This window comes from Pseudoalteromonas marina (assembly GCF_000238335.3).
GTDB classification, from domain to species: domain Bacteria; phylum Pseudomonadota; class Gammaproteobacteria; order Enterobacterales; family Alteromonadaceae; genus Pseudoalteromonas; species Pseudoalteromonas marina.
In genome coordinates this window covers 441458-467210 of sequence record NZ_AHCB03000005.1, presented here as the reverse complement: position 1 = coordinate 467210, position 25753 = coordinate 441458, and the positions used below count along the sequence as shown (strand labels likewise).

30 protein-coding genes are annotated in these 25753 nt (G+C 39.7%); 9 read left to right on the top strand and 21 right to left on the bottom strand.

The annotated features are described in order from the left end of the window. Window positions 1–129: 129 nt before the first annotated feature. Entirely contained in the window at window positions 130–1377 is a 1248-nt protein-coding gene (locus PMAN_RS02220) for a DEAD/DEAH box helicase (RefSeq protein WP_033034913.1), read from the bottom strand. Window positions 1378–1470: 93 nt separating this feature from the next. Beyond that, window positions 1471–2172 (bottom strand): DUF3581 domain-containing protein, encoded by a 702-nt coding sequence (locus tag PMAN_RS02215; protein ID WP_010555803.1) that lies wholly within the window; start codon window positions 2170–2172, stop codon window positions 1471–1473. Window positions 2173–2344: 172 nt separating this feature from the next. On the opposite strand from PMAN_RS02215, the gene PMAN_RS02210 reads away from it, so the two are divergent. After that, the gene (locus PMAN_RS02210; protein ID WP_010555802.1) at window positions 2345–2743 is read left to right on the top strand and encodes a hypothetical protein; all 399 of its coding nucleotides are present in this window, start codon (window positions 2345–2347) and stop codon (window positions 2741–2743) included. 96 nt (window positions 2744–2839) lie between these two features. Here PMAN_RS02210 and gltX read toward each other — a convergent pair whose 3' ends face one another. The 4 genes from gltX to proB all read right to left on the bottom strand — a co-directional run bounded on the left by gltX (window position 2840) and on the right by proB (window position 6967). Continuing rightward, on the bottom strand, window positions 2840–4324 hold the full coding sequence (gltX, locus tag PMAN_RS02205; RefSeq protein WP_008130406.1) for a glutamate--tRNA ligase: 1485 nt from the start codon (window positions 4322–4324) through the stop codon (window positions 2840–2842). A gap of 45 nt (window positions 4325–4369) precedes the next feature. Then, window positions 4370–4729 carry a glutaredoxin family protein gene (locus PMAN_RS02200; RefSeq protein ID WP_006791909.1) on the bottom strand — a complete coding sequence of 120 codons (360 nt, stop codon included), beginning with the start codon at window positions 4727–4729 and terminating at the stop codon, window positions 4370–4372. Window positions 4730–4801: 72 nt separating this feature from the next. Continuing rightward, window positions 4802–5761, bottom strand: a complete 960-nt coding sequence (locus tag PMAN_RS02195) for a GGDEF domain-containing protein (protein WP_010555801.1) — start codon at window positions 5759–5761, stop codon at window positions 4802–4804. Window positions 5762–5863: 102 nt separating this feature from the next. Continuing rightward, window positions 5864–6967 carry a glutamate 5-kinase gene (proB, locus tag PMAN_RS02190; protein WP_010555800.1) on the bottom strand — a complete coding sequence of 368 codons (1104 nt, stop codon included), beginning with the start codon at window positions 6965–6967 and terminating at the stop codon, window positions 5864–5866. Window positions 6968–7084: 117 nt separating this feature from the next. On the opposite strand from proB, the gene PMAN_RS02185 reads away from it, so the two are divergent. Continuing rightward, window positions 7085–8044: a DMT family transporter gene (locus tag PMAN_RS02185; protein WP_008130411.1), complete on the top strand. Its 960-nt coding sequence runs from the start codon at window positions 7085–7087 to the stop codon at window positions 8042–8044. Here PMAN_RS02185 and PMAN_RS02180 read toward each other — a convergent pair. Genes PMAN_RS02180 through pdsO form a run of 3 tightly spaced genes read right to left on the bottom strand, consistent with a single transcriptional unit; the run spans window position 7939 to window position 11283 of the window. Next, on the bottom strand, window positions 7939–8532 hold the full coding sequence (locus PMAN_RS02180) for a class GN sortase (RefSeq protein ID WP_033034909.1): 594 nt from the start codon (window positions 8530–8532) through the stop codon (window positions 7939–7941). The genes PMAN_RS02185 and PMAN_RS02180 overlap by 106 nt on opposite strands. Then, window positions 8529–10523, bottom strand: a complete 1995-nt coding sequence (locus PMAN_RS02175; RefSeq protein WP_010555797.1) for a marine proteobacterial sortase target protein — start codon at window positions 10521–10523, stop codon at window positions 8529–8531. The genes PMAN_RS02180 and PMAN_RS02175 overlap by 4 nt, the downstream gene beginning before the upstream one ends. 25 nt (window positions 10524–10548) lie before the next feature. Continuing rightward, on the bottom strand, window positions 10549–11283 hold the full coding sequence (gene pdsO / locus PMAN_RS02170; RefSeq protein ID WP_010555796.1) for a sortase-associated OmpA-like protein PdsO: 735 nt from the start codon (window positions 11281–11283) through the stop codon (window positions 10549–10551). 201 nt (window positions 11284–11484) lie between these two features. On the opposite strand from pdsO, the gene pdsR reads away from it, so the two are divergent. After that, on the top strand, window positions 11485–12174 hold the full coding sequence (gene pdsR / locus PMAN_RS02165) for a proteobacterial dedicated sortase system response regulator (protein ID WP_010555795.1): 690 nt from the start codon (window positions 11485–11487) through the stop codon (window positions 12172–12174). Then, window positions 12174–14309 (top strand): proteobacterial dedicated sortase system histidine kinase, encoded by a 2136-nt coding sequence (pdsS, locus tag PMAN_RS02160; RefSeq protein WP_010555794.1) that lies wholly within the window; start codon window positions 12174–12176, stop codon window positions 14307–14309. Before pdsR ends, pdsS begins: the two co-directional genes overlap by 1 nt. A 188-nt stretch (window positions 14310–14497) precedes the next feature. Here pdsS and PMAN_RS02155 read toward each other — a convergent pair whose 3' ends face one another. From PMAN_RS02155 to PMAN_RS02125, 7 genes are all read right to left on the bottom strand, one after another. Further along, window positions 14498–14836 (bottom strand): hypothetical protein, encoded by a 339-nt coding sequence (locus tag PMAN_RS02155; protein ID WP_010555793.1) that lies wholly within the window; start codon window positions 14834–14836, stop codon window positions 14498–14500. A gap of 13 nt (window positions 14837–14849) precedes the next feature. Beyond that, the gene (locus PMAN_RS02150) at window positions 14850–15071 is read right to left on the bottom strand and encodes a hypothetical protein (protein ID WP_010555792.1); all 222 of its coding nucleotides are present in this window, start codon (window positions 15069–15071) and stop codon (window positions 14850–14852) included. Window positions 15072–15150: 79 nt separating this feature from the next. Continuing rightward, window positions 15151–15546, bottom strand: coding sequence for a hypothetical protein (locus PMAN_RS02145; protein WP_010555791.1), 396 nt, complete (start codon window positions 15544–15546; stop codon window positions 15151–15153). A gap of 569 nt (window positions 15547–16115) precedes the next feature. Further along, entirely contained in the window at window positions 16116–16523 is a 408-nt protein-coding gene (locus PMAN_RS02140) for a hypothetical protein (protein ID WP_021032389.1), read from the bottom strand. A gap of 553 nt (window positions 16524–17076) precedes the next feature. Beyond that, a complete protein-coding gene (locus tag PMAN_RS02135; RefSeq protein WP_021032388.1) occupies window positions 17077–17442 on the bottom strand; it encodes a hypothetical protein in 366 nt (121 codons plus the stop codon). Between the two features lie 127 nt (window positions 17443–17569). Further along, window positions 17570–17998 (bottom strand): hypothetical protein, encoded by a 429-nt coding sequence (locus PMAN_RS02130; RefSeq protein WP_010555787.1) that lies wholly within the window; start codon window positions 17996–17998, stop codon window positions 17570–17572. 128 nt (window positions 17999–18126) lie between these two features. Then, window positions 18127–18591 (bottom strand): lysozyme inhibitor LprI family protein, encoded by a 465-nt coding sequence (locus tag PMAN_RS02125; RefSeq protein ID WP_168371044.1) that lies wholly within the window; start codon window positions 18589–18591, stop codon window positions 18127–18129. A gap of 278 nt (window positions 18592–18869) precedes the next feature. Between PMAN_RS02125 and PMAN_RS02120 the strand changes: the two genes are divergently transcribed. Continuing rightward, window positions 18870–19034 (top strand): hypothetical protein, encoded by a 165-nt coding sequence (locus PMAN_RS02120; protein ID WP_168371043.1) that lies wholly within the window; start codon window positions 18870–18872, stop codon window positions 19032–19034. Window positions 19035–19044: 10 nt separating this feature from the next. On the opposite strand, the gene PMAN_RS02115 is transcribed toward PMAN_RS02120, so the two are convergent. Next, window positions 19045–20298 carry a multifunctional CCA addition/repair protein gene (locus tag PMAN_RS02115; protein ID WP_010555785.1) on the bottom strand — a complete coding sequence of 418 codons (1254 nt, stop codon included), beginning with the start codon at window positions 20296–20298 and terminating at the stop codon, window positions 19045–19047. Between the two features lie 123 nt (window positions 20299–20421). Here PMAN_RS02115 and PMAN_RS02110 point away from each other — a divergent pair, with 123 nt between their 5' ends. Continuing rightward, window positions 20422–20649, top strand: a complete 228-nt coding sequence (locus PMAN_RS02110; RefSeq protein ID WP_010555784.1) for a hypothetical protein — start codon at window positions 20422–20424, stop codon at window positions 20647–20649. A gap of 43 nt (window positions 20650–20692) precedes the next feature. On the opposite strand, the gene PMAN_RS02105 is transcribed toward PMAN_RS02110, so the two are convergent. The 4 genes from PMAN_RS02105 to PMAN_RS02090 are packed head-to-tail and all read right to left on the bottom strand — an operon-like array spanning window position 20693 to window position 24539. Next, window positions 20693–21193 carry a DUF1543 domain-containing protein gene (locus tag PMAN_RS02105; protein ID WP_006791892.1) on the bottom strand — a complete coding sequence of 167 codons (501 nt, stop codon included), beginning with the start codon at window positions 21191–21193 and terminating at the stop codon, window positions 20693–20695. A gap of 18 nt (window positions 21194–21211) precedes the next feature. Continuing rightward, a complete protein-coding gene (locus tag PMAN_RS02100; protein ID WP_008130979.1) occupies window positions 21212–22561 on the bottom strand; it encodes a sigma 54-interacting transcriptional regulator in 1350 nt (449 codons plus the stop codon). A 2-nt stretch (window positions 22562–22563) separates the two neighbouring features. After that, the gene (locus PMAN_RS02095) at window positions 22564–23079 is read right to left on the bottom strand and encodes a hypothetical protein (protein ID WP_010555783.1); all 516 of its coding nucleotides are present in this window, start codon (window positions 23077–23079) and stop codon (window positions 22564–22566) included. 2 nt (window positions 23080–23081) lie between these two features. Beyond that, window positions 23082–24539, bottom strand: coding sequence for a HAMP domain-containing sensor histidine kinase (locus PMAN_RS02090; RefSeq protein ID WP_010555782.1), 1458 nt, complete (start codon window positions 24537–24539; stop codon window positions 23082–23084). 309 nt (window positions 24540–24848) lie between these two features. Between PMAN_RS02090 and PMAN_RS02085 the strand changes: the two genes are divergently transcribed. The 3 genes from PMAN_RS02085 to PMAN_RS02075 all read left to right on the top strand — a co-directional run bounded on the left by PMAN_RS02085 (window position 24849) and on the right by PMAN_RS02075 (window position 25751). After that, window positions 24849–25082: an EF-hand domain-containing protein gene (locus tag PMAN_RS02085; protein WP_010555781.1), complete on the top strand. Its 234-nt coding sequence runs from the start codon at window positions 24849–24851 to the stop codon at window positions 25080–25082. A 24-nt stretch (window positions 25083–25106) separates the two neighbouring features. Beyond that, on the top strand, window positions 25107–25334 hold the full coding sequence (locus tag PMAN_RS02080) for an EF-hand domain-containing protein (RefSeq protein ID WP_008130972.1): 228 nt from the start codon (window positions 25107–25109) through the stop codon (window positions 25332–25334). Between the two features lie 180 nt (window positions 25335–25514). Continuing rightward, window positions 25515–25751: an EF-hand domain-containing protein gene (locus tag PMAN_RS02075; RefSeq protein WP_010555780.1), complete on the top strand. Its 237-nt coding sequence runs from the start codon at window positions 25515–25517 to the stop codon at window positions 25749–25751. The last annotated feature ends 2 nt before the right edge of the window (window positions 25752–25753 follow it).

The following is a 25753-nucleotide window of genomic DNA, read 5'->3' as shown; positions in this document are numbered from 1 at the left end:
ATTTAGCCGCTTTATGTAAAAGAGACCATTAAAATAAGCGCAGCGGATGTGTATAAAATTGCTAAATACTATTTAAAAACTAATTTTTTATCACTAAATGGGGCATTAACTGCCCCATGCTATTGGCTATTATTTTCGTCGTCTGCTTGGTGCCCTTTTACCTGTAATACGCTTTTTGTCACGATCTTTACGCGCTTTATTGGTGTTTTTTCGGTTATCTTTAGGGGCTTTGTTTAAGTCAGGCTCGTAACCTTCTAACCATTGTGGTGCTAAACGCGTATCAAGCAGTACTTCAATTTCTTCAAGTAACCATTGCTCGTCAATACTTACAAGCGACATTGCAAGGCCTTGCTCGCCTGCGCGACCCGTACGGCCTATGCGGTGGACATAATCTTCGGCTATGTATGGCAATTCAAAGTTAATTACGTATTTAAGCGCCGGAATATCTAAACCACGGGCAGCTACATCAGTGGCAACTAATACGCGTGTAGTGCCTTCTTTAAAGTTTTGTAGTGCACGGTCTCGCGCACCTTGCGATTTATCGCCATGAATGGATTCTGTTTTTAAACCGTCCTTACACATTTCTTTGGCAAGCTTATCGGCCATTTGTTTAGTACGCGTAAATATAAGTACTTGGCGCCAATTTTTCATGCCGATCATATGCGATACAAGTTCGCGCTTACGGTCTTCATCAACTGCGTAAATAATTTGCTCTACTTCAACGGCGGCTGAGTTACGCTTATCAACTTCAATCAGCTCGGGGTTTTTAAGTAGTTTTTTACTTAGCTCAAACACGCTGTCATCGAATGTGGCTGAGAACAATAAGGTTTGGCGATCGCCTGGAATGTGGCGCAAAATACGTTTTATTTCATCAATAAAGCCCATGTCGAGCATGCGATCGGCTTCATCAAATACTAATGAATCAACACTAGAAAGCACCACACTGCCTTTAACTATATGATCGAGCAAACGACCTGGTGTTGCCACTATCACTTGCGCCGTTTTAAGTGCTTTAATTTGCGGGCCAATACTTGCGCCGCCATACGCTAAAGCGCCATGAACATTACTGCCTTGAGCGTATTTTTCAAAGCTTGCAAACACTTGCTGAGCAAGCTCTCGCGTAGGCGTTAAAATGACCACTCGGGCAATGCCTGGCTCATCTTTTTTTGGTGTATTTAAAAGCTTATGTAGTAGTGGCAATACAAAGGCTGCTGTTTTACCTGTGCCAGTTTGTGCGCTGCCCATTACATCGTTGCCCGCGAGAATTGGCGGAATAGTTTTAATCTGAATTGCGGTTGGCGTAGTGTAATTATTTTGCTCAATCGCTGTTAATAATAACGGGTCGAGATTAAGTGATGAAAATGATGTAGCGGACATAGGCTTAGCTTTAAAATAACAAAGAGCGCCATTATACCTGAGCTTTAGCAATAAAAAAGGCGCTATCAATAGCGCCTCATTTAAATGCTGATTTTAAACTGGTTTTAGGGTCGCTTTTCGCTCATTATAAAATGCGATTAAGTCATCAACCGTTGCTTGGCAGTATTCACGAATACCCGACACCACCATGTGCTTTTCACCAAAACCAACTTTTTCGCCGTTTTCTAATAGGTTAAAGCGCAGGGTAATTTTGCCGCGTTTACCTGTATATTCAAAGCTCGGCTCAGCAAACTCAAGCGTTGGTGCTTGAATATTAATGTCATCAAGATTAATAATCATCGATTCGTAAATAACCATAGGGCGCGCTGGGTTAATCATTACATCTTGCTTGCCCATTAACGGAATAATGACATGCGGGAAAGCTGCACCAGAAAACTCAACATAGTTTTTTATTAAGCTATTAGTAAGTGTTGGGCATTTGCTGGTTTTACCTTCGCGTTTTACCTTTAAAATTACTTTATCGCCGTTGGTTACATCAAACTCATCCTCCCCTTGTGGAAAGTTAAGTTTGGTATTTTCGTCAACCATGCCAGCAAAGGTAAATTCCATTCGCTCACTTATACCGTAGCGGTCTAACACTAAAGAAAAAAGTAAGTCTCCTGGCGCGCAAAACTTTTTGGCATCTTTATCATGAAGTGGATTGTAATCATCGGCAACGCACTTTGCGAAACGACACCCTTGCTCACGAGAGATAGAAACATAATCAGCGTGCTGCTGAAAGTAAGGACTTAACATAGTTTGTTCACTGCTTAAACTGCTTATAACTTACCCATACTACCAGAAAAAATTTAAAGAGAGGTCGAATCACTTACAAAATGATACAACTTACTTTTGTTTTTGTTTTGCTTGCTTTTGTTTTTATTGATAATTTGTTCTTAAGCCAACAATAACTAAGGGATTAATCATTATGCTGCGTATTTTTGCTGTAACCTGTGTGCTAACTGCACTAACTGGGTGTTCTGGCGTTACTTACCATACCAATATAAACAACGATGTTTTAGGTGATGAAATTGGTACTTATGTAAATAAAAGAGATCTGCATCAATTTTATAGTGACCAACAAGCCCATGAAAGCGGTGCTTCATTATTAGGCCGAATTGTAGGCGAGAGCTGTCATGGAGATGGCCGAGGTGCAAACAGTAACGTTAGTTACAATCGCGCCAAATCAAGTGCCATTGATTCACTTAAAGCGGATGCAATGCGCAGAGGCGGTAATGCCTTTACTATTAATTCTTGTAGAGAAACTCCTCAATCTTATTGCGACATTTCGGTTACTTGTACGGGTCAAGCTTACGACTTGAAATAAATGCAGTAATACCAGAACTAATTAACACTGGCTCCCTAAAACAAAAAAGCCGAGCTTACTTAATAAGCTCGGCTTTTTATAAAGTATGACTAAAGATTATGCGCTTGGGTATGTGCGGTAAGCACGCTCAATATTTTTAGCCTGCTTTTTAGAAATACCTAAATGAGCAAGTGCTACACGTAAACGCGCACGTGATAGGTCAGAGCCTAAAATTTCCATTGCATCAAGTACCGACGTCGATGACGTTTTACCCGTGATTGCTACAAATATTGGTTCTAAAAAGTCTTTAATTTTAAGCTCGTGGAATGTGGCAACCTCTTTTGCAATGGCAAAAATAGCTGGCTTATCAAAACTACGTAAGCCTTCTAATTGCCATACAAAAAATTGTAGCGCTTGGCGTATTACATTTTCGTCGGCTTTGCCCGCCGTTAACAGTGCTGGGTCGTAAGTTGGAATACCACCTACAAAATGACCTGCTAAATCAACCATATCCGACAGCGTATTAATACGCGTTTTAGCTTCTGGTAATACTTTAGCTAGCATTTCGCCATTAAACTTCCAATCAACAAAGCGCTGCACAAGCTCTTCGTCAGTCAAGTTTTCGCGGATCCACGTCCCGTTTAACCAACTTAACTTATCTACGTCAAATACTGGGCCACCAAGCGATACACGCTTCATGTCAAAGTGTTCAATCATTTCATCAAGTGTGAACTTTTCACGCTCGTCTGGCATTGACCAGCCCATGCGGCCTAAGTAGTTAAGTACCGCTTCTGGTAGGTAACCCATTTCTTTGTAGTAATTGATACTTGTAGGGTTTTTACGCTTAGAAAGCTTTGACTTATCTGGGTTACGTAATAATGGCAGGTGCCCAAGTACTGGCGCTTCCCAACCAAAATCTTCGTAAAGCTTTAATAGTTTAGGTGCTGAGTTAATCCACTCTTCACCACGGAAAATATGGCTAATTTGCATGTGGTGATCGTCTACCACATTTGCTAAGAAATACGTTGGGAAGCCATCGGCTTTTAATAGCACTTGCATGTCTACGTTTTCCCACGGGATCTCAATTTCGTCGCGTAGGTAGTCGTTGAACTTAAAGGTCCCTTCGCTTGGAATTTTCATACGGATAACGTAAGGCTTACCTGCAGCTAGGTTAGCTTTAATTTCATCTTCTGTGTGGTTTAAACCACGACCGTCGTATTTAGGACGCAGACCTTCAGCCATTTGCTCTTCGCGCATTTGGTCAAGCTCTTCGCTTGTTGCAAAACAGTAAAATGCTTTGCCTTGCTCAACAAGTTGGTGTGCGTATTTTTTATATAAATCGCTACGTTCAGACTGACGATAAGGGCCAAATTCACCGCCTACATCAGGGCCATGATCCCACTCAAGACCTAACCAACGTAGGCTATCCATTATCGCTTGTTCCGACTCAGGTGTGCTTCGTACTTGGTCTGTATCTTCGATACGAAGAACAAATTCCCCGCCTTGCTGCTTAGCAAAACAGTAGTTAAATAATGCAATATAAGCGGTGCCAAGATGCGGGTCACCAGTAGGTGACGGGGCAACACGAGTACGGATTGTCATGATAATGTCTCTTTAAATAAGTGAGATAAAAATTAAATGAATCGTTTAAGCAGCTACTTTATTTAAGTACGCAATAATATCGTTAGATTCGTAAAGCCATTGAGTTTGGCCATTTTGCTCTATACGTAAACAAGGCACTTTAATTTTGCCACCTTGTTCTAGTAGCTCTTGACGATATTGCTCATTGTCTTTTGCATCGCGTGTTTCTATGTTTAAGCCTTCGCGCTTAATAGCACGGCGTACTTTCACACAAAACGGGCATGCTTTAAATTGGTAAAGTTTGAAATGAGAGGTTTGCAGATCAAGCTTGGCTTGCTCTTCGCTTGCACGCTTTTTACTACGAGGAGTAAATATAAAATTAAAGAATAAAATTATACAACCTAAAAACCAACGAACGAATTTCATGCTTAATACTCTGACTACAACAATTTAAGGAGCCAGATTTTAGCACAATTTTACAATCAAAAAAGCTCAATACTATTGAGAAATCCTGACTTCTTTGCTGAGCGTAAGTTCGTGACATGATGTCACCTTATTCCGTCCTGTTTTTTTTGAGTGATATAACGCCATGTCGGCTTGGTTTACTATGCTTGAAACGGTGTCAGCGCTCTGCAGCTCTAAAAAGCCAATGCTAATTGTTAACTGCTGTATGTGCTCAAAATAATGACTGGCTACTCGCTGTCGTAAACGAGTGAGTGCATTAAATGCATCTGTATTTGTTTGCGACTGAAACACTATTGCAAACTCTTCCCCTCCGTATCTAAAAGCATAATCTTCAATTCTAAAATTATTTTTAATGAGTTTAGCAACTTGTGCAATCACACCGTCGCCAACTACATGGCCAAATGTATCGTTAACATTTTTAAATAAATCAATGTCAACAATGGCTAAATACCAACAGCGTTTTGTATCTGCTTGCTCTCGGGGTAATAAAAAACCATTACCGGTGACTATTTCCATTACCTTTTTGTCAAAGGTTTGGCGATTTAAAAGCCCCGTTAAAGGATCAAGCCGCGACTTATGCAAAATCCATAATTGATTCGCATACACATTTAAAATGTACATCGCTAATGCACTTATTCTATCGGTTATTAACTGCTTGGTTTTAATAATTAAAACACCCAAAATAGTATCGCTATGATTAACCGGGATGTATGTTGTTACATCATCAGTCGTATGAATAACTCTTGTTTTACTAGGTGTTGCTTTATTAAGTATTAATTGGGCTTGATTGGGCTCTAAGTATGTTAAGTTGCTGTGTGTGTTTATCAGTATAGGTGGGGCTTGCAAGGTAACGTGCTTGTTTATGTAAATCGCAAAATTATTTACGCTTAGTAAGTCACCTAGCACGTCTATTAAAGCCGAATCTAAATGGCTTTCGTCTTCCTGACAAGTGAGTTCGACTACCCACTCGTGGCCACATGAATTGGCTTGCATTGCCACACCCAATTTGAATAATTTTTAACCAGTATAGACATAATCTATAACTTTACTAAATAATTAGACAGTTAATTAAAATACATGCTTTTTAGCTAAGCATTAAAGTAGTACCAAATCATCCCTATGCAATACTTCTGCCCCTGCGTCATAACTAAGTAACTGTGCAATATTTTTTGAATGTGCGCCTTTAATTTTATTAACCTCCGAGCGACTAAAGCGGGTTAAACCACGCGCAATTACTTGGTTATTTGTATCAATCAAATCTATTAAATCACCACGCTCAAAATCCCCAAAGGCACAAGTGACTCCTTTGGCCAATAAACTTGCCCCATTATTTTGCAGCGCACTAATAGCGCCTGTGTCTATTGCTATTTGCCCATTACTTTTAGGCCCGGCTAATAACCATTTTTTGCGACCATCTTTAGGCGCAGTTAACTTTAAAAAGCGAGTACCCGGTAATTGCTCGCTCATGCATTTTAAAATAACGTTGCTGCCAGCGCCTTTGGCAATAATAACTTCAACGCCTGCACGCCTTGCTATATCAGCCGCTTGAAGCTTTGTTGCCATACCGCCAGTGCCTAAGCTTGTACCGCTGCCACCAGCAAGTTGACGCAGTTCATCGTTTATGTGAGTTACTTCGTCAATAAGCTTTGCATCGGCATTGGTGCGCGGATCGCTGGTAAACAAGCCGTCTTGATCGGTAAGTAATAGTAATTTGTCTGCATTAGCTAATATAGCCACCAAGGCAGATAGGTTATCGTTATCACCCACTTTTATTTCGCTCGTCGCCACCGCATCGTTTTCATTTATAATAGGCACCACGTTGTAACTAAGTAAGGCCGTTAATGTATCGCGTGCGTTTAAGTAGCGCTCTCTGTCATCAACATCAGCGCGTGTTAGCAGCATTTGCCCTACGTTTACACCATACAAGGCAAATAAACTTTGCCATATATGAATAAGTTGGCCCTGCCCAATGGCGGCTAACATTTGTTTATCCACTAAGCTCGTACCACAGGATTTTAATAGTTGCTCACGGCCTGCGGCTACGGCGCCGCTCGATACCATAACAACCTGATGCCCCTGCTTTTTAAGCTCGCAGCATTGGCGAACTAACTCAACCATATGGGCTTTATCTAGTTTATCGGTGCCACCAGTTAGTACGCTTGTACCTAACTTTACAACTATTATCTGTTCCCTTTGCATTGTTTTTAGCTATTAAAATTTTATTATGATTTAACTTATACCAGCTCGGTATTTTTGAACAAGTTAAAAATATTCATGCTAGGATCGCGCTATATTTTATTGTTTAAATTACGTCTTATGCCTGCCAGTTTATGTTTAATTATTGCCACTTTTTTATGGGGCAGTTCGTTTATAGCGCTTAAATACGCCATTGCCATTTACGATCCAGCATTAGTGATATTTTTACGTATGCTTACTACGCTCGTTATTTCATTGTGTTTATGGCGTTATGTTATTCGCTTTGAATATCAAAAAGGTGATTGGAAGTATTTAGTGGGCATGTCACTTGCTGAGCCGTGCTTGTACTTTTTATTTGAAGGGCACGCAATGGAATATACATCGGCATCTCAGGCGGGTGTTATTGTGTCGTGCTTGCCAATAATAGTGGCGTTTTTAGCATTTTTTATGCTCAAAGAATATATAAGTAAAGCTATTGTAGTGGGCTTTACGCTATGTATTGGCGGCAGTATTTTACTTACGCTGCTCTCACCAAGTTCAGAACAAGCGCCTAATCCTATTTTGGGTAACTTTTTAGAGTTAATGGCTATGGTGTGCGCTGCATTTTATACTGTTAGTATTAAGCACTTAGCAAACCGGTATTCACCACTGACTTTAATTGCATTACAAGGCATTAGCGGGAGTTTGTTTTTTGCCCCCTTTTTATTTTTTATTGACCTACCCAGCGAAAATCAACACGACCTAACGGCACTTATGAGTATTTTATATTTAGGCTCTTGCGTTACTTTAGGCGGCTACGGTATGTACAACTATGCAATTAGCAAGGTATCGGTGCTTACTGCGGCGGCGTATTCAAATTTAATTCCTATTTTTACACTTATCTTATCGGCCATTATTTTGGGAGAAGTACTTACACTTTGGCAGTGGCTTAGTATTTTTGTGGTATTTATTGGCGTTATGGTTAGCCAGCGCCATCAAGAGCTTGTTGTTGATATACCACTTAGTGAATCTGGTGAAGATATTTCTGCCGATACCAATAACCTCAAATCGGTGCCCGATGCTAATGCATCAAAGGGATAACAGGTAAGTAAATAAAGCCCCGGTGTGCGTAAAAAGCCATGCTGCGATTGATGAATTATATCAACCGCCGTGACTTTATACTGCTGTAACTCCCCGCTTTGTAACTGCATAGTAAACTGATCCCCCACTTTGGCGTGTTGTAAAAACGCAAAGTGGGTGTCGTTATGGCCGGCTATTAACGCTCCCTTTTGGCGATTGCCCAATTCCCCCGCGGGCAAAAAATGGCTTGGTGCAAATGCTAAATTTCGACCACTCGCACCACCGAGCACACTTAACGTTTTGTTATGCGATCGAAAAAAAAGCTGCGCGGTTACAAAACTGTCAGCATAAAACCACGGTTTTACTTTTTTACCCGGCTCTGCAAGAGCTTGCTGCCACGCTTGCTCAATCAGCACTTGTGCAAGCCATGCCTTTGCTTGCATATACAAACCGTGGCTAAACAAGCTGAGCCCAACAATTAATAGCCCTGCAGTTAACCACTTTTTCATGTTTTAACGCGTCTTTTTAATTTAATAGCACCAAATGTTATAAGTAACATACTACCCAACATTATATGCAGCCTACTTTGACCATCGGTTTGCGGCAAACGCATTTCCATTCCTTGCGGCACTTGGTTAGCGGCTTGCGCAGTTTGATCTGCAACGTCTTTAATTTGAGTGTGTTCAATGGCAATAAACGCAGTAAATGGACTTAAAAGCTGATGCGTTAAAGCTAATTTTTGCACCTCGTCTTTAACACTACTTTGCTCGTTATATAAAAGTAGTGACTTAATTTTTTGACGCGCCCACAATTTTGCTATGCCTTTGGCTTGAGAGCTATTTTGTGTGCTTAATTTAATACTTAAAGGCCCTTGTGCTGTTTGCCCTGTCAGTATCACACTTTTAGCATCATTAAGTTTTATAGCAACCATAACTGGCTCACCAAAATATAAATCAGGCAGTGGTGACGGCCAAAAATCTAAGCTGTTACCGTTTTCATCGCTTAAAGCGAGGTCTGTAATGGCTGGGTGGGCGAGCTTATCAAATAACTGCTCCATTTTAGGCTGTACTTCTTGTGTGCTGCCGATAAAAGTAAATGTGCCTTTTCCTATATCGGCTGCACGGCGCATAAAAAAGCTATTAGGAGCACTACCAATTCCTACCGTAAATAAACGGCTATCACCTAATTTAGCCTGAATATTTTTAAATAAAGTAGCTTCGTTACTTACACTGCCGTCTGTTAAAAACACTACTTGGCGTACAAAACCATCAAACGTACTGCCATCAAGTACCGCGTCAAGCGCGCCTTGTATTTCGGTGCCACCATCGGCTTCAAGGCTGTAAATAAAACGCTCTGCTCGGCGTAAGTTAAAATCACTGGCTATAAGAGGCCTATCACTCATGGCGGTGACATTATTATCAAAACCAATAATGTTAAAACTGTCGTCGCTTTCAAGTAACGACAGCGCATAAAATAATGCCTTTTTGGCCTGCTCAATAGACTGCCCATGCATTGAGCCAGATGTATCTACTACAAATACCATTTCTCGGGGTAAGCGCTGAGTTTGCGTAAAATGATCTCCAGGCGGCATTAACATAGCAAGGCCATAGCGGTCTGCGTTTTCAAACTGCTGGGTAAAAAAGGCAGCTTGCGCGTTTTCTTTTTGAAGCGGCTTAAACGCTAAAACAAAGTCACGATTAGCCCCATTTGTATCGTTCAGTGCTATTTTATATTGCCCAAACGCGGGATTATTAACATTAATACGGTGATGTTTAGAGGTTATATCAACAAGCTCTAACCCCACATCTATATCTATATTTAAAGTAAACTCACTGATAGGTGCATCATTATTTTTTTGAACGTTATAAACCGGGCTTAGCCAACCATTGGGCGCTACGTTTTGATCCATAAGGCTTGAACTAGGCTGCTCTAATGTGCCATTTATTGCATGGTAGCGCGGCGTAATTGTGGTAGGGAAACGAATGGTAAAAGTGCCATTGCGGTAATTAATAATTTCTTGATACTCAAGCTCAATGGCCACCTGTTCACCAGGACCAATATTTGCCACATTAGTGACAAACATATTTGCCCGTTGTTGACGCACCAATGCAGCCTGCTTTCCTGCCTTTTGAGCTTGTGCGTATTTTTTTTCGGCCTCAATTTTTTTATCAATGTGCCCTTTAATAACGCGCTCACCAATACGCATTGTCATGGCGTGCACTGCACTTTCGTCGGGTAGTGGAAACACATAAAGTGCATTCACCGCAAATGGGTTTTCGTTTTGATAAGTTTGCTTAACTACAACATGGTTAATTAACCCTGTTACTGTCATATGAGCGTCGCTTTTTAATATTATGGCAGGGCTAACGGGCTTACCTAAGGTATCGGTTAGTTCAAGCTTTGGCGATTGCGCATAGCTGCTATTACTTGCTAATAGCGCTATTGCCATGAATATAAAAATGCTTGCCTTAACAAGCATTTTGGTTGGGTTACTCAACATAAAATCACTCCATCGAATGCTAAAATTAGTTACTAGCCGTTTGGCCATTTACAGGCGCTAGTGAACGGGTAGTCAGCGTTACTCGACGGTCAAAAAAGTTATCTTCTATTGTATTGCTATTTGCCAATGTGTGTTGTTCACCAAAGGCTTGCGTACTTAAACGTTTGTGGCTAACGCCGTGTTTTATTAAATAACTTTGCACTGCATTTACACGTTTTTTAGACAGTAAAAAATTAGCCTGTTCATCTCCTCGTTGGTCGGCAAAGCCACTTAAATCAAGCGCTAATTGAGGTTGGTTGTTTAAAAGTACAACTAACTGGTCGAGCTGTTTAGCAAAGTGAGGCGCTATGGTGCTTGAACCCGTTTTAAATTGAACGGTCATTGCAAGTAGGTTATTAATTTGAGATTGTGTTAACTGCTCGTTTTGCTGTGCTAGCACCTCTAATTGCTGTTCTAACAGATTGTTATGATTAAGTACGTGTTGATAGTCGTTGGTTTTTTGTTTCATTACGGCCAAGGCGCGTTGTTGTTCGTCAATTTTGTTGTCGGCGACTTTTGCATCACCAATTAAGCCACCAGCAAATGCGCCTAAAAACGCACCAATGGGTCCACCAACCACACCACCAATAATAGCGCCTGTACCTAAACCTATTGCGGTTTCTTGAGTTGCTTCTTTTGAGGGCGAATGTTCAGCAGCCGATGAAAATGTCGGCGCAGAAAAACTAGCAACAAGCGTTAGCGCGATTAATGTCTTCTTCATAATATGATCCTTAAAATTGATTTAACTTAGTGATGTTTTGTTTCGATAGGTGCATTAAAACAACATCAAGTGGCAACAAAGGGGAGCAAAAATGGCAAACCGCTGAGCAATTGTGGCAAAAAAATGGCAATTGCCTTTTTAACCGTACATAGCTGAAAAACTTCGATATAGTGCGTTTTAAAATAAATAAGGGTGTGTAGAATGAAAAAAATAGCCATCATTGAAGATGAAACCGCCATTCGCGAAAACTACATGGAAATGTTAGGCGCACAAGGCTACCAAGTGAGTGGTTACAGCGACCGCATAACGGCAGAAAGTGCATTTAAAGACGCACTCCCCGATTTAGCCATCGTTGATATAGGCCTTGGCCACGAAATTGATGGCGGCTTTTTACTATGCCAAACCCTGCGTAGCTTATCTAAAACGCTCCCTATTATTTTTTTAACCGCACGCGATAGCGAAATAGACACAGTTTGCGGCCTACGTATGGGCGCTGACGACTACTTAACAAAAGACATTAGCTTGGCACACTTAGCAGCACGAATAGGTGCATTATTTCGTAGAGTGGAAGCCCTTGAGCACCCCGCCGATGCCAATGCACTTATAACACGCGGGCAGTTAACGCTCGACACACAACGCATGCAGGTTTTTTGGCAACAGCAATTAGTGGATTTAACCGTGACCGAATTTTGGATGCTGCATTCACTGGCACAGCGCCCAGGCCATGTAAAAAGCCGTAACGATTTAATGAGCGATGCAAAAATATATGTGGACGACAGCACCATCACCTCTCATGTAAAACGCATTCGTAAAAAGTTTATAGCCCTCGACTCACAATTTGATTGTATCGATACCGTGTATGGTATGGGTTATAGGTGGGAGCAGCATTAATGCTTAGATTTGGCCTACGTAGTAAGTTTATTTTGCTTTCTTGTTTTTTATTTTTACTGCCGTGGCTAGGCTACGAGTACGTATGGGAAATGGAAAAGTTTTTACGCCAAGGCCAAGAAAAAACACTCGTAGGCACAACGCGTGCACTTGCCACTGCTCTGCACGAACGCCCTGCCTTATTTGACGAGCAAACCAACTTTTTAGACCAAGTAATAAAAGGCCGCGATTTATACGCCTACAACTTAAAAAACCCTATTCAGCTCGATGGCAAACTAACCGACTGGGAACCCTACAAACCGTTATTTTGGCATTACGATAAACGCTATTTACAAAAAACTAATAAAGATCACCAAGCCAGCGATTTATCGTTCGACCACATGGTAGGCAAATTTGATAACTACTTATATGCCGTTTTTAATGTTACCGACAACACACTTATTTATCGTGCTAAAAACAGCTTAAGCATTACTAATAACGACCATTTAAAAATAGGTTTAAAAGCCCCTGATGGCCAATTTAATACCTATATTATCGCCCCAAGGCAAGACGGCTGGGTTAATGCATTTAATGCAGACACCAAAGCACCTTTTACAAAAATTCAGGGTTATTTTAAACGCACCCAAACAGGCTACACCGTTGAACTGCGCTTTCCATTAACCATGCTAGGAAATAAACTGGGTTTTGCTATTGTAGATACCGATAGCCTAAGCGAATTACCTAACGCTAACGTTATGTCGACCTCTAATTTAAATAACCCAAGCGATTTAGGCTCAGTGCTTGTGCCTTCACCAGAAATTAGCCGCATTTTAAAAGGAATGGGCCACAGTGGCAGCCGCATATGGGTGGTAGACAATCACCACCGCGTACTTGCGCAATCGGGCACGATTCAAAACGCTGATGGAGTATGGGCCGATGGTCTTAAAAATCAGCCACCCAAAAATGCCTGGCAACGCTTTGAGCAAACCTATTTGCACCCACTTTATTATAAAATTTTAACCCGACCTGAAAACGAATTTATAGATACCCTACACGATGTAGCATCTATGCAAGGCAGTCATTTAGCTAATGCATTAAAAGGCCAACCTGCATCGTCTTGGCGGCTTACCCCCGATAGCAAAGCCGTTATTTTATCTGCCGCCTACCCTATTTGGATTGAAGACAAAGTCATTGGTGCAGTAATAGCAGAAGAAACTACAAATGGTGTACGTACGCTTCGTAATAAATCGCTAGAAAAGTTATTTAACGTTATTTTAGCCGTTATGCTGATTGGTACCGTGACTTTATTCTTTTTTGCATCACGAATATCGAGCCGTATTAGGCGCCTTCGCGATACCGCAGAGCAAGCAATAGATGCACAAGGGCGTGTTACCGGCAGTATTAGTTACAGTGATTCTAATGATGAAATTGGCGACCTGTCGCGTAGCTTTGCAAATATTGTGAGCCGATTGGGCGGCTATACCGACTATTTAGAAAACATGTCGTCGCGTTTATCTCACGAACTACGCACGCCTGTTGCCGTGGTGCGATCATCCCTTGAAAACTTACAAAGTTTGGAACAAACCGAACTTAGCCAAAAATACCTCGATCGCGCCAGTGAAGGCGTAGAGCGCCTAGGTAAAATAATTACCACCATGAGTGAGGCTACTCGCCTTGAGCAAAGTATTCAAAGTAATGACCCCGAGCCATTTGACCTACGCTCTGTTATTAACGGCTGCATGCAAGGGTATTTACTCACTTACCCTAAGCAATTATTTACGCTTGATATATGCCCAAATTCATTACCTATGCAAGGCGCACCTGAGTTTATAGCGCAGCTGCTTGATAAGCTCATTAATAACGCATTAGAGTTTAGCCAAGCTAATACCGCGATTAACGTAACGTTACAAAGCAAAGATACACAAGCAGTTCTTAGCGTAAGTAATACAGGCCCATTATTACCCGAAGGGCTAAGCGAGCACATATTTGATTCTATGGTGTCTGTGCGCAGCCAGCACATGCAGCAACAACCGCATTTAGGCTTAGGGCTTTATATTGTAAGGCTGGTGTGCGATTACCATAAAGGCAGTGTAACTGCGCAAAATAATACACAAAATAATGGAGTCACTTTTACAGTGAGTTTGCCATTAGCAAATTAGTTGAATGAGCTTTTAATATTGATTAGTTTTAGCCTAGCCTAGCGGGGAAACTTGTAAGACTTAATTAAACCAAGGAGCTTAATACCTGCTGATTACAAACCATTAGAAAAACGGCGATTAAAGTATAAAGTAGTGGGTAAACGGGCATCAAAACGTAAACGTTATTTTACTGAGATTTAATACTAGTGCTAGTTGCTAACTTTTAAAGTTAAGTAAATATAACCAATGTATAAAATGACAAACACATACCCTACAGATATCAAACTATTAATGCCCCATACACCGTACCAAAACTTACCATAAAAATAAGTGTTCGCTCTTAACTTAGCATTAAATAGTGCGATAGATGAAGGAATTAACAACAAGGCTGAAAAACCAAAAAGTGGTGCTACACCAAACATTAAAAACAAGCCAATAGCACCTTCTACTGAAGCGCTACTGTCAGGCGAAAGCGGAGCTAAAGCCCAAAACAAACACAAAAATGACACTATTGATGTCAATAAACCTAAAAATTGAATTGAACGCATATCTTTCTTGTTATTACACCTTAATCAATCTTATGTCTTTAATCATATTCACGGACATTTTTGCCCACAAAAGAATACCAATAAAACCTAAACCAAATAAGAAGTAGTGCTTAATGTTGCTTAACCCATCAGCATACATAAAGATAATAAAGCTGTACCCAAATAAAAATACCGCAAATAATGGGATGGTAATTATTGCAGCAAATATTTTAAATTTACGTGATTGACGAACCATTGTAAGTACTCCTCTTACTGTAATACCTTGATAATGGGCTAAATACCGCTCTTGTATTACGTCCGTCTTAATCCATTTGCTATGTAACGTGGACATCTGACCCGAACTTTTTCCTATTTAAACTTAACATTATCAACCCTGTTAATCCCAAAAATGTACCAATAGGAATTAAAAAAAGTAATAAAATTGAATAAATTAACAGAGTCCAAAACAGCCAATTAGTTCGGTAATTTAGGCCTATAGCGGAAACTAATAAAAACATAAGCCCCAACATAAATATACCAAAACCGACCACAATAGATTTCAACATTGATATTTCTTCTGGATTTATTTTAGGTTCATTTGTTCCAAAAAGACTTATATCTTGGAATGATGAGTACATAGGGTAAAACGCATCTGCCACTCCCAATGGAAATGCCCAAAAAAGCAATAAGCCTAAAATTGCAATGTACTTCCCTATAACCTCTTTGCTCATTTGCTACCTCTTACTTAGTTACATAACGCTTGCCTAACACGCAATGTGTTGGCGTGGTTGTTTGCTTCAATGGCGTACACAAAATTTAATAATTGAGCTTCATCATCTTGTAAAGATGAAAAACAAGTTGTTTTGATTTCACCCTTACTGCCACCATACTTAATTTCATATGGATAACTGCTAACACATATTTTTTCTAGATCGATTAAACCAGCATTGCCATCGCGTATGTCTTGTTTGGCAAAGCGAAAAAGTTTCTGCTTTTCACTTTTTGTAAAGAGTAAAGCAACTTCTACATTCTCTTGGTTTACGAAGCAAAGTGAGCGTTTAAAAACTCCTTTTCGAGAATCGAAAAAATCGCTCCTAGCTCTTAATTATGCGAACTCAGTGTAACGGGTTAACGAACAAGAACTTAATAAAAGAGTTAATAAAACTAGAATTATTCTCACAGCTATCCTTTGTACATAACAGCCCGCATAAGTGGCGGATAACAGTTGGCTAAACTTAGCAAAGAATGAGCGCCAGCCAACTGTTAGACGTCCATTTTTAATGCGTTTGTTAGGTGTACCTTATTGACTGTACTTTAATTTTCCTAACTCTTTTGCTTCAGTAACCGCTTCAACACCATCATCCAAAAGTATTTTACCTAATATTTCCTTACTTCTTTCCGCTGCCATTTTCGAATATTTGTTGCCAATTTTTTCAGCGACGTAGCACCACGAATAAGCTTCTTTTAAATCCAAAATTTCTTTTGTAGTTGATAGGGAAACACACAACCCGAAAGGAGCATGTTCATATTTGAATTTCGCCGATTCAAGTATGAATTCTAGCCCCAATTTAGGGTTAAATTCTTTTCTTTCTTCTTTAAATAATTCAGTGCCAATCACAAACAATTGTTCAGGTGTATATTGACTCTTATCTATTGCGAATACATTCAACGAAGCAATGCACAAAGCTAGAAATATACACGGTCTCATTGGTACTCCTAACGCTTCATTAAGAGGAAATTTGTAGTTGGCTAAAATGTTGAACGCAGTGAAAACAGCCAACTGTAAATTTTCCTGCTTTAATGCCTTGTTAGGTATTCTTTAACCTTTTTAGTTGCTTAACACCTAAGAATGTACCAATAGGAATAAATAAAAGCCATATATACGCGAAGTATTTGCAATAAATAACAAACAACTTGGAGCTATGGTTTTTGTTCAATAACCAAACACTGATAATTAGACCGATTAAAGCAGGAATTATTTGGATAAGAGAAAGCACTATGCCTGTCGATATATGACCTGCTAACAATTTAGGATCGTTTGTAGATAATTCTAGGAATGCGGAATATAAACCTGAAAAGAAGTTAAATAATGATAAGAGTAAAAAGCATTGTAAAACGATGCTTATAAATTTTAATAGATTAAACAAACTCGAACCTTCCCTGAATACCTAACGCCGCTTTAAGCGGCAAATTGTTGTTGGCTAAAATAAGTGAGGTACGAACAAAAGCCAACTGTAATTTGTCCGACTTGAAAACCCTTGTTATGTTTTTTTGTTCAGATAATACCTAAACAAAAAGGCTTGAAATAATGCCGCCAAACCTAATATTTGAGGAGTGTTGTTAAACAAGCCACCAACAACAACTATTAGTGGTATTGCGATATAAAAAGCATAAGAGCCGTTAGTGTACTTTTTTACAAACCAGTGAACAGGAAAGCCAACAACTAACCAACCAACGATAGAAATTAGTAGGTAAACACTAATATAAAGTAAAAAAGTAACGGCAAGTCCATAAATATCATCAAGTGATGAAGGTGCCAGTCCATTGAATAAAAACCAAACGGCGATTCCTATACCAACATAGCCAATACTTTTTATTACAGCACTATCCCAGTTACTTGAACTCACTACGGGCTCCATGAAAACATAACTTCTAAATAAGGGGCGCAAACATGTGGGCTATAATGCGAAGCAGCCCACATGTTTGCGTCCCAGCGAACGCAGTGAGTGACTTAATTTTTTTGTTATGTGGCATTTACTCGCACCTACTTCCTTTGTCTTTAACCACATAAGTAGCAAACTTACTAGATTCACTACCTGCTATAAGCTCATGCTCGAACCGACCATCCAGTACATCAAACCAAAAGCATCTAATTTGTTTGTTTGGGTGATTAACCGAAATATCTTCTATCTTTTCATGAATTTCAGGGTCATCTAATAGTAGCTCGCCAAACAAAAAAGAAGCTTGAGCTTTGTAAGTGTTGGGAGTTTCAGCATTAAGTAATTCCAAAACAACAGATTTGTAGCGGTGTTTATTACGAATAAATAACTCTGTTGCCCCATCGTCTATACCAGAACCTAGAGAGTACATCTTGTGGAGTAAGAACACTTGAGCCTGGTTGCTAAAGGCAATAATCGCAATCAAAGCTGACGTTAAAACTACAATTCCGATAAATATTTTCACTTAACCTTCCATGCCACATAACGCTTGTCGTAAACGGCACAAAATAGCAGGCTAAAATTGGCGACGAAGGAGCACAAGCCTGCTGTTTTGTGTCCTTGGTTTAACGGCCTTGTTAAGTGCACTTATGCCTAATAGCTTTTTGGTTTATATGGTTTTGGCTCTGGTAAAATTGCTGGAGTTGAGTCCATATAAGTTAAAAAGTATAACCAAAGCTTTTTAGTACGTTGCTGAGTAATGTCAATTTTACAACCTAGCCCCATTGATGTCCTGATAGTGCCATCTCGCCATGTATCATATACAGCGCCACAATGAGAATTACGATATGCTAACCATAAATCCTGTGACTCTTCTATTGATTTAAGTGATACCTTATCTTCTTTATATCGCTCAAGGCTTTTAGCAAGGTATTTTTCCATTACCTTTTCAACCTCAGCTAAATCAATAGACATACACCTATTAACATCAATAGTTGTCCAAGCTTTCTCACAATCTAACTTTTCTTCTGCGAATAAAGAAAAAGATAAAGTTAGTAGTATTAATATTGAAAATTTCACCGAAGCTCCATGTGCATTTAACAACTTTGTATCCGACATGTGTCGCTTTATAAACCGGCATATGTCCAAATATTACAATCAATCCAATGTAGCCAGCTAATAAGCGCATGTAAACAAATAGTTATATAGCATTCAAAATATTCTAAATGTAGAAATACCCCAAAATGGTAGAGATCAGTAATATTAGACAGAAAAGTAATGTACTAATAAACAGTGAGGAAATAAACAGTCACCTTCCTTTGTAACTATTCACCTTTAATTCAGTCGCGTTCACATACTCTGGGACTATATTAACGCATTAAGCAGTAGGATTTGCCGTGACCCCATCACTTGAACGAGAAGAGCTCGACTTTATTTTTAGTTTATATAAATCAGACAAAAACGCTGAGCCAGAGGCAAACAAACCACAGCATACGCAAATAAACGACCTTCAAAAAGTACCGCGCCTTGAGGTGCAAGGCGTATCTCAATACTTGACTTAATTTACACTAGTTAGCTTGTTGTACTTGGCTCATCACTTAAAAACGCTTTGATACAGTTTATTTCTGCTAGCTTTACTGCCTCGCCTATTTCTGGGCCTTTTTTGCCACTTTTAAGCGCCTCTTGCACTATGTGCTTTTTATCCATTTGCTGTAATTTACTATGAATGGCGCGCAACTTAATTGCCTGCGGGTAAGGCTTATTAACCAGTGTTTCTCCGCGGCCTTGCGCGTCACATTGGCAGGCCTGAGTAAATGCTAAAAAGCGCTCAGGGTGCACCAAACCATTTAAATTAGTGACAATTAATTTATGAATAGTTTGCGGCCTAAGCTGATCAATCGTATGGCATAAAGTGTGATTATCGCTCGTCAATACGCCAATATCACGAAAACGATTAGGCACTTTTAAACGATTACAAAATGACTCTACCACCGCTACACCTTCGCGTTCGTGACCGCGTAAATTGCCGCGTATTTTATAGCTAAGGGCTTTGCCAAAATCGTGGGTAAGCGCAGCAAAGCGGGTTTCTGAATTAAAATTTAAGTCGGCCGCACGCCTAAGCACCAACATTGTATGCACAAATACATCGCCTTCAGGGTGATGATTGGCAGGTTGTGGTACGTTTTTCATTTGTTCTATTTCAGGAAAAATGCCCAGCCCATCTAATGCTTGAAAGTAAAGCTCGGGGTGTTTTTCGCCAAGCGCTTTTTCGGTTTCTAACCATACACGTTCAGGCACTAAGTGGTTAAGCTCGCCTTTGTTTTTAAGCTCTCGCATTAATGCATAAGTGCTGGGATGGATTTGCCAATCGCTGCCGTAACGCGCTAAAAACCGTGCAATACGCAGCACTCGCACAGGGTCTTCTACAAAAGCGTGTGTAGTGTGGCGCAGTATTTTGTTTTGTAAATCGTGTTGGCCATTAAAAGGGTCAATAATTTTACCGTTTTCGTCAAGCGCCATAGAGTTTATGGTTAAGTCGCGCCTTGCGAGGTCTTCTTCAAGTGTTACGCTAGGGCTGGCGTCTACTACAAAGCCTGTATAACCCTTACCGCTTTTTCGTTCGGTACGCCCTAGTGCGTATTCTTCTTTTGTTTTTGGGTGCAAATAAACAGGAAAGTCGCTACCTATTGGTAAAAAGCCAAGCGACTCCATGGAACTGGGCGTTTCGCCAATAACCACATAATCGTTATCTTTTGATGCAATGTTTAGCAGTTTATCGCGTACTGCTCCACCGACTAGGTAAACGTTTTTTAAGCTACTTTTCACGTTGTTTCCACACTAATTACAAACTTCATTTATGGCAATCATATCATTAAAAGCGTTGTGGTTTGCCAAGCATATGCAAGCTCATTACAATAGCGCATCATTTTTTGTTTAAGCTGTTATTCAATGAAAAATCATTCATCAAAAAAAGAGCTCATGCTGCTGCCAATTTTACTCGTTGTTATTGTTATGTGTGTGGCGGGGCACTTTTTATTGCAAGCTAACTTTCAAGAGAGCAACATGGTTGAGTATATGTTAGCAGCCTTGCCGTTTGCTATGTTTGGCTTAGTTATTGTGGCTTTTAAGCTGGCATCAAACAGTGAAAAAAATGAGCAAAACGAGCAAGAAAAATAGCGGCTTAAAATAGCTTTATTATTCAGTGTGCAGGTTACTTAACTTATAAAACATGGTAACCAAACCAATCCGGTTTTATGGGTTGTGAAAGCCCGCTTGGGCTAAGTTTTATTGTTAATTGGCTGTCGAGTAAATCAATTGCAAAGCAATCGTCTACGTCGTGTAAGTCGTCTTTATGAATATGGCTTAGGCCTGCTAATAAATCATGTTTAGCTCGCTGCTTTGCCTCTTCACTACTGCTTGCTACATATAATGCAAAGTCGTGTTGCTCTGCCATTGAGTCGCTTCTGTAAGCGCCTAAGTTTACAAAATAAAGCTGTTTATTTTGTTCAACATAACCCTCTACCACTTCTACTTTGTAGCCATCAATATTGTTAACAGCCATAAAACTATCCATGTGTACGCTGTTTTTGTCGCCAACCCATTGGCTTTTTAATTTGGTGTAGGTTTGCTCTATGTTTTGCCCAACTACAAAGCGAATGTCGTGCATTTCTATGTGGCAGCCTTGAATTCGCCCGCCTAAATACACCATAAATAACTGCATGAGGATTCCTTTAATTTTTTACGCCAAACTATCAACATCAATATTGTGTTTTTTAATGAGTTTATAAAAGTCTGAACGATTACGCTTAGCAAGCTTGGCGCCTTCTGCTACGTTGCCGCCTGCCATTTTTAGCGTATTAATAACGTAATCACGTTCAAACTCTTTTTTAGCGTCGTTTAATGAGAGCGGCTCTACACTTTTTTCGTTGCTATCGAGTGCTGCTAAGACTAAATGCGCTGAAATAACCTCACCGGGTGTTAAGGCTACCACTTGTTCAACAACATTTTGTAACTGACGAATATTTCCCGGCCAATCATAACGTACCAATGCGTGCATAGCATCATTGGCAAAATGTTTTTCATTTTGGTTCATTCGTTTAGCGATACTTGCGCTAAAGTATTGGGCTAGTAGGCTTATGTCCTCACGGCGTTCACACAGTGGTGGTAATTTTAAATTAACCACATTTAGGCGGTAGTATAAATCTTCTCTAAACTGTTGGTTTTTGATGGCTTCGGGTAAGTTTTTGTGAGTTGCCGATACAATACGCACATCAATTGAGATCTCCTCTTGAAAACCCACTGGGCGAATGGTTTTTTCTTGCAGTACACGCAGTAACTTTACTTGCAGATTAAGGGGCATATCGCCAATTTCATCTAAAAATAATGTACCGCCCTGCGCTTGCTGAAATAAACCTTGGTGGTCTTTTACAGCACCAGTAAACGCTCCTTTTTTATGGCCAAATAATTCAGATTCTAAAAGCTCCCCTGGTACAGCACCACAATTTATAGCCACAAAGGGCCCGTTACTTACTTGGCTATGCTGATGAATAGCCTGCGCTAATAACTCCTTACCCGTTCCACTAGCACCCGAAATAAGCACATTAACGTGAGTAGGCCCAAGTAACTTAACTTGTTCAAGCAAGTGCAACATGGCACCACTGCGCGTTACTATATTACTTTTTGATGGGGCTTCATCGGTATTTACACCGTGAATGTCTATTGCATTTGCAAGGCTATCAAATAGCTCGTCTTTATCGACCGGTTTAGTAATGAAGGCAAAAATGCCTTGTTTAGTGGCTTCAACCGCATCGGGAATAGAGCCATGCGCTGTCATCATAATTACTGGTAATGCAGGGTATCGGCTTTGCAGTTGACGATGCAGCGCCATGCCGTCCATTTCATCCATTCGTAAGTCGGTAATTACGGCATCAAACACGTGACTTTTTAAAATTTGTAGCGCTGCTAAGCCACTTTCACAAGTTGTTACTTGATAGCCTTTTGATTCAATACGAATAGCAAGCAACTTTAATAAACTTGCATCGTCATCAACTAATAACACTTTTGCTTTGTGCGGACTATTTGTGGCCATGGTTACTGCTCCTTAGTGTCTTCGCGAAGTAATAGCTGCTGCTCTATATCTGCCAGCGACGACAGGGTTTTCTGCATTTGGTTATTAAGTGCTTGTTGCTCTTTTTGAGCATTTATTTGTAAGGTAATCTGCTGTTTTTGCAGCCATAAATACTGCTTTATATCATCAGGCCAAAAATAGGCTAGGTCGAGTTTGAGTAACTTGGTCATTACTGTATTTGGGTCGGTACTTACTTTTAAGCACATAAATTTAAAAAATGCTTTTAGCTCATTTTCACCTTTAAATGACCGCTTTGTTGGTGGCAATGTAAACCCACCACATTGATTTGCATGAAGCGCTATAACCCGCTCAGTAGAGGGATAAACAGGGGCTAATTTAGGCATTGGCTTGGGGCTAGGAGATACGTTTTTAGTATTTGATGTTTTATTACCGCCCTGCGCTTGCGTGCCATTATTAAGCTCACAACCCGATACAATTAGGCTACCTGCAAGCACACATAAAATAGTGAGTATGCGCATTGTTAATTAACTCCTAAACTTTTACTGATTGGTATTTTTATTAAAAAACGGCAACCGTGTGGTTTATTTTTCTCAACACTTAATGTGCCTTGTAGCTGCTCAACCGTCTCTTTTACTATTGTTAGGCCCAAACCACTGCCTTGTAAGGTAATGCTTTGGTCATGTTTACCTTGATAAAACGCACTAAAAATATGGTTTATTTCGTGCTCTTTAATGCCACAGCCATTATCGGCCACAACCAAACACAGCTGATGTTGCTCGCATTTTAAATTTACAGTCACACCTTGGTTATCATCAGAAAATTTTAAGCTATTTGAAATTAACTGAATTAACATCATTTCTATTAGTTCATTAGGAAGCGCAATAACAGTGCTTGAAACAGAGTTTTGCCACTGAATACGTTGCTTTCGAGCTGTTAGACGATGCTCAAAATGGCCATTAATTTTTTTAATTAAATGATCAATATTAACCTCGCTTGAGCTGTTTATTGTTGATCTAATAGCGTTATAACTCAGTAGGCTGTCTATCATCATGCGAAGGCGCACCATAGATTGAGTTATAAGGGAAAGCACTGCTTTTTGTTCGTCATTAATGGGGCCAACAATTTCATCTGTTAGTAAATCGGTTCCTTCAACCATAGAAGCAAGCGGTGTTTTAAGCTCGTGTGTTACGTGGCGTAAAAACGTATCTTTTTGTTGCTCAAGCATATGCAGCTGAGTTTGTACCCACTGTAGTTTTTCTCCAAGTTCGACTAACTCTGACGAGCCTTTTACCGCTATTTTTTGCTGCCAATCCCCTTGCCCTAGCTTATCAATAACCCTAGTTAATCCCTTTAAGCGCCCACTTATACGCCATAAAAAGCCACCACCAACCAATAAAGTAAGTGGAATAAGTGCCACCAGCCAATTTATAAACGACGTTTGTAGGCTAGCTAGCTCGTTTTGGTTAAGGGTTATTTGCGCTTCGTTTTTATTTTTAAGCCATATTGTTAGCTCTGTCATTAACTCGCTTACAGGTATAAATAGCACTGCATCTTGTTTTTTTTGTTCAACAAGTTGCTGGTTTGCTGTTTGTAAAACATTTAAAAGCTGTGCCCATTGGCGTGTGTAATCTGGGTTTGTATTAATGTGTTTAAGGTCGTTTATGCTTTGTACTGAAGATTGCCATTTATCAACTATGAGGGTGTCGAGCGCTTCACTTTTTAATACCCAGTTTTGTCTTGTTGCGCGCTCTAGGCTGTTAAGGTCTTGCTTTAAACTAGCGAACGATTTAGTAAGCTGATAATTATTACTCACAATTTGTTGAGTGGTTGCTAGCTGCTTATTTAACGCATTTAAAAACACAATGACCACTATAGACAGTGGCAATAACGACAGCAGCATACTTAACGCAAACTGCCCTATTAAATTAGGGCGCCAATTAAGCATTGCATTGTAATGTTTAGTAAACGTTGCAGCCATTGCAGAAAACTCTATCAGTAAATAACTCGTCTATTATTATCAATACCGCCTATACACATGCTGAACCATATTAATATTCATTTTCTATAGTGTTGCTAAATAGCAACATTACAACCTATTGATTTAGTTAACATCATACAAAATACCTCACACTCTGTTGCTGTACTCATACAAAATTACACACATAATGTGTAATTTTTACCTTCCCTTTTAAGTAACAAAACATAAACCATTGAAAATAAACAAAAACAAAACATGGCACCCTTTTTGTTAGTAGGTACGACAAATGAATTTAATAAGGAAATACTCATGACAGCAAAAGCGTTGGTTTTTTCAACATTACTTGCATTAGGTTTAGTTAATACAGACGCACATGCTATGGACGTTGAGGCTACGTTTGATGCGCTAGATAAGGATAATAACGGCTTGTTAAGCGAAGCCGAGGCCCAAATGGATGCTGTGCTTAAGGAAAACTTTGCACAAATAGACACAGACCAAAGTGGGCAACTGTCGCTAAATGAATTTAGTAAATTTATTCAATAATTCAACTTCAAAAGGAATGAAACTATGAAACAACTTATTGCCGCATTTTTATTATTATTTTTAGCTATTAGTGCAACAGTATTGGCCTCCCCTTCGGCTGTGCGATTTGCACACTTAGATACAAACATGGACGGCAGTATCTCGTTTGTTGAAGCTAAGCAGGACAAGGAGCTACTTAGACAGTTTACCGATTTAGACGAAGACAACGACGAGATGATCTCTAAAGCAGAGTTTGAAAACTTTAAGCCGTAACAGGTTAAGTTTTGCTTAAGTTTTTAGCATGTAAAGTGTACTAAAGCATTTGCCATAATCCCTGAGGGAGTGTGTAAAAGGATTTAATGTTGGGAGTTAAATTATGGCAAGTGCTTTATCTTTTCAAGCTTTATACCTCGTTATTAAATACAACCTAATTACCCTTTTGGAAGGACTACCATGAAGATACGTTGCTTTGTAACTACCACGGCATTGCTATTTAGTTTTAATGCCTTTGCACTTGATGTAAAACAACGCTTTGATCACCTTGATACAGATAAAAGCGGTTACCTTACCCATAACGAATTAGAGCGCCAGCCACAGTTACTTAGCACGTTTATAATGTGGGATAAAAATCAAGATAAACAAATTTCATTAATTGAATTTAAAAACTACCTTACTAACAATCTTTACTGAGT

Excerpts from the sequence above, each read along its gene's own strand:
- PMAN_RS02175 (WP_010555797.1), bottom strand. The coding sequence starts at position 10,523 with ATGTTGAGTAACCCAACCAAAATGCTTGTTAAGGCAAGCATTTTTATA.
- PMAN_RS02090 (WP_010555782.1), bottom strand. The coding sequence starts at position 24,539 with ATGGCTGCAACGTTTACTAAACATTACAATGCAATGCTTAATTGGCGC.
- PMAN_RS02180 (WP_033034909.1), bottom strand. The coding sequence starts at position 8,532 with ATGAAAAAGTGGTTAACTGCAGGGCTATTAATTGTTGGGCTCAGCTTG.
- gltX (WP_008130406.1), bottom strand. The coding sequence starts at position 4,324 with ATGACAATCCGTACTCGTGTTGCCCCGTCACCTACTGGTGACCCGCAT.
- PMAN_RS02220 (WP_033034913.1), bottom strand. The coding sequence starts at position 1,377 with ATGTCCGCTACATCATTTTCATCACTTAATCTCGACCCGTTATTATTA.
- PMAN_RS02195 (WP_010555801.1), bottom strand. The coding sequence starts at position 5,761 with ATGCAAGCCAATTCATGTGGCCACGAGTGGGTAGTCGAACTCACTTGT.
- pdsR (WP_010555795.1), top strand. The coding sequence starts at position 11,485 with ATGAAAAAAATAGCCATCATTGAAGATGAAACCGCCATTCGCGAAAAC.
- PMAN_RS02100 (WP_008130979.1), bottom strand. The coding sequence starts at position 22,561 with ATGGCCACAAATAGTCCGCACAAAGCAAAAGTGTTATTAGTTGATGAC.
- PMAN_RS02215 (WP_010555803.1), bottom strand. The coding sequence starts at position 2,172 with ATGTTAAGTCCTTACTTTCAGCAGCACGCTGATTATGTTTCTATCTCT.
- PMAN_RS02150 (WP_010555792.1), bottom strand. The coding sequence starts at position 15,071 with ATGGTTCGTCAATCACGTAAATTTAAAATATTTGCTGCAATAATTACC.
- PMAN_RS02080 (WP_008130972.1), top strand. The coding sequence starts at position 25,107 with ATGAAACAACTTATTGCCGCATTTTTATTATTATTTTTAGCTATTAGT.
- pdsO (WP_010555796.1), bottom strand. The coding sequence starts at position 11,283 with ATGAAGAAGACATTAATCGCGCTAACGCTTGTTGCTAGTTTTTCTGCG.
- PMAN_RS02095 (WP_010555783.1), bottom strand. The coding sequence starts at position 23,079 with ATGCGCATACTCACTATTTTATGTGTGCTTGCAGGTAGCCTAATTGTA.
- PMAN_RS02140 (WP_021032389.1), bottom strand. The coding sequence starts at position 16,523 with ATGAGACCGTGTATATTTCTAGCTTTGTGCATTGCTTCGTTGAATGTA.
- PMAN_RS02125 (WP_168371044.1), bottom strand. The coding sequence starts at position 18,591 with ATGTCGGATACAAAGTTGTTAAATGCACATGGAGCTTCGGTGAAATTT.
- PMAN_RS02155 (WP_010555793.1), bottom strand. The coding sequence starts at position 14,836 with ATGCGTTCAATTCAATTTTTAGGTTTATTGACATCAATAGTGTCATTT.
- PMAN_RS02075 (WP_010555780.1), top strand. The coding sequence starts at position 25,515 with ATGAAGATACGTTGCTTTGTAACTACCACGGCATTGCTATTTAGTTTT.
- PMAN_RS02110 (WP_010555784.1), top strand. The coding sequence starts at position 20,422 with ATGAAAAATCATTCATCAAAAAAAGAGCTCATGCTGCTGCCAATTTTA.
- PMAN_RS02085 (WP_010555781.1), top strand. The coding sequence starts at position 24,849 with ATGACAGCAAAAGCGTTGGTTTTTTCAACATTACTTGCATTAGGTTTA.
- PMAN_RS02145 (WP_010555791.1), bottom strand. The coding sequence starts at position 15,546 with ATGAGCAAAGAGGTTATAGGGAAGTACATTGCAATTTTAGGCTTATTG.
- pdsS (WP_010555794.1), top strand. The coding sequence starts at position 12,174 with ATGCTTAGATTTGGCCTACGTAGTAAGTTTATTTTGCTTTCTTGTTTT.
- proB (WP_010555800.1), bottom strand. The coding sequence starts at position 6,967 with ATGCAAAGGGAACAGATAATAGTTGTAAAGTTAGGTACAAGCGTACTA.
- PMAN_RS02105 (WP_006791892.1), bottom strand. The coding sequence starts at position 21,193 with ATGCAGTTATTTATGGTGTATTTAGGCGGGCGAATTCAAGGCTGCCAC.
- PMAN_RS02200 (WP_006791909.1), bottom strand. The coding sequence starts at position 4,729 with ATGAAATTCGTTCGTTGGTTTTTAGGTTGTATAATTTTATTCTTTAAT.
- PMAN_RS02210 (WP_010555802.1), top strand. The coding sequence starts at position 2,345 with ATGCTGCGTATTTTTGCTGTAACCTGTGTGCTAACTGCACTAACTGGG.
- PMAN_RS02185 (WP_008130411.1), top strand. The coding sequence starts at position 7,085 with ATGCCTGCCAGTTTATGTTTAATTATTGCCACTTTTTTATGGGGCAGT.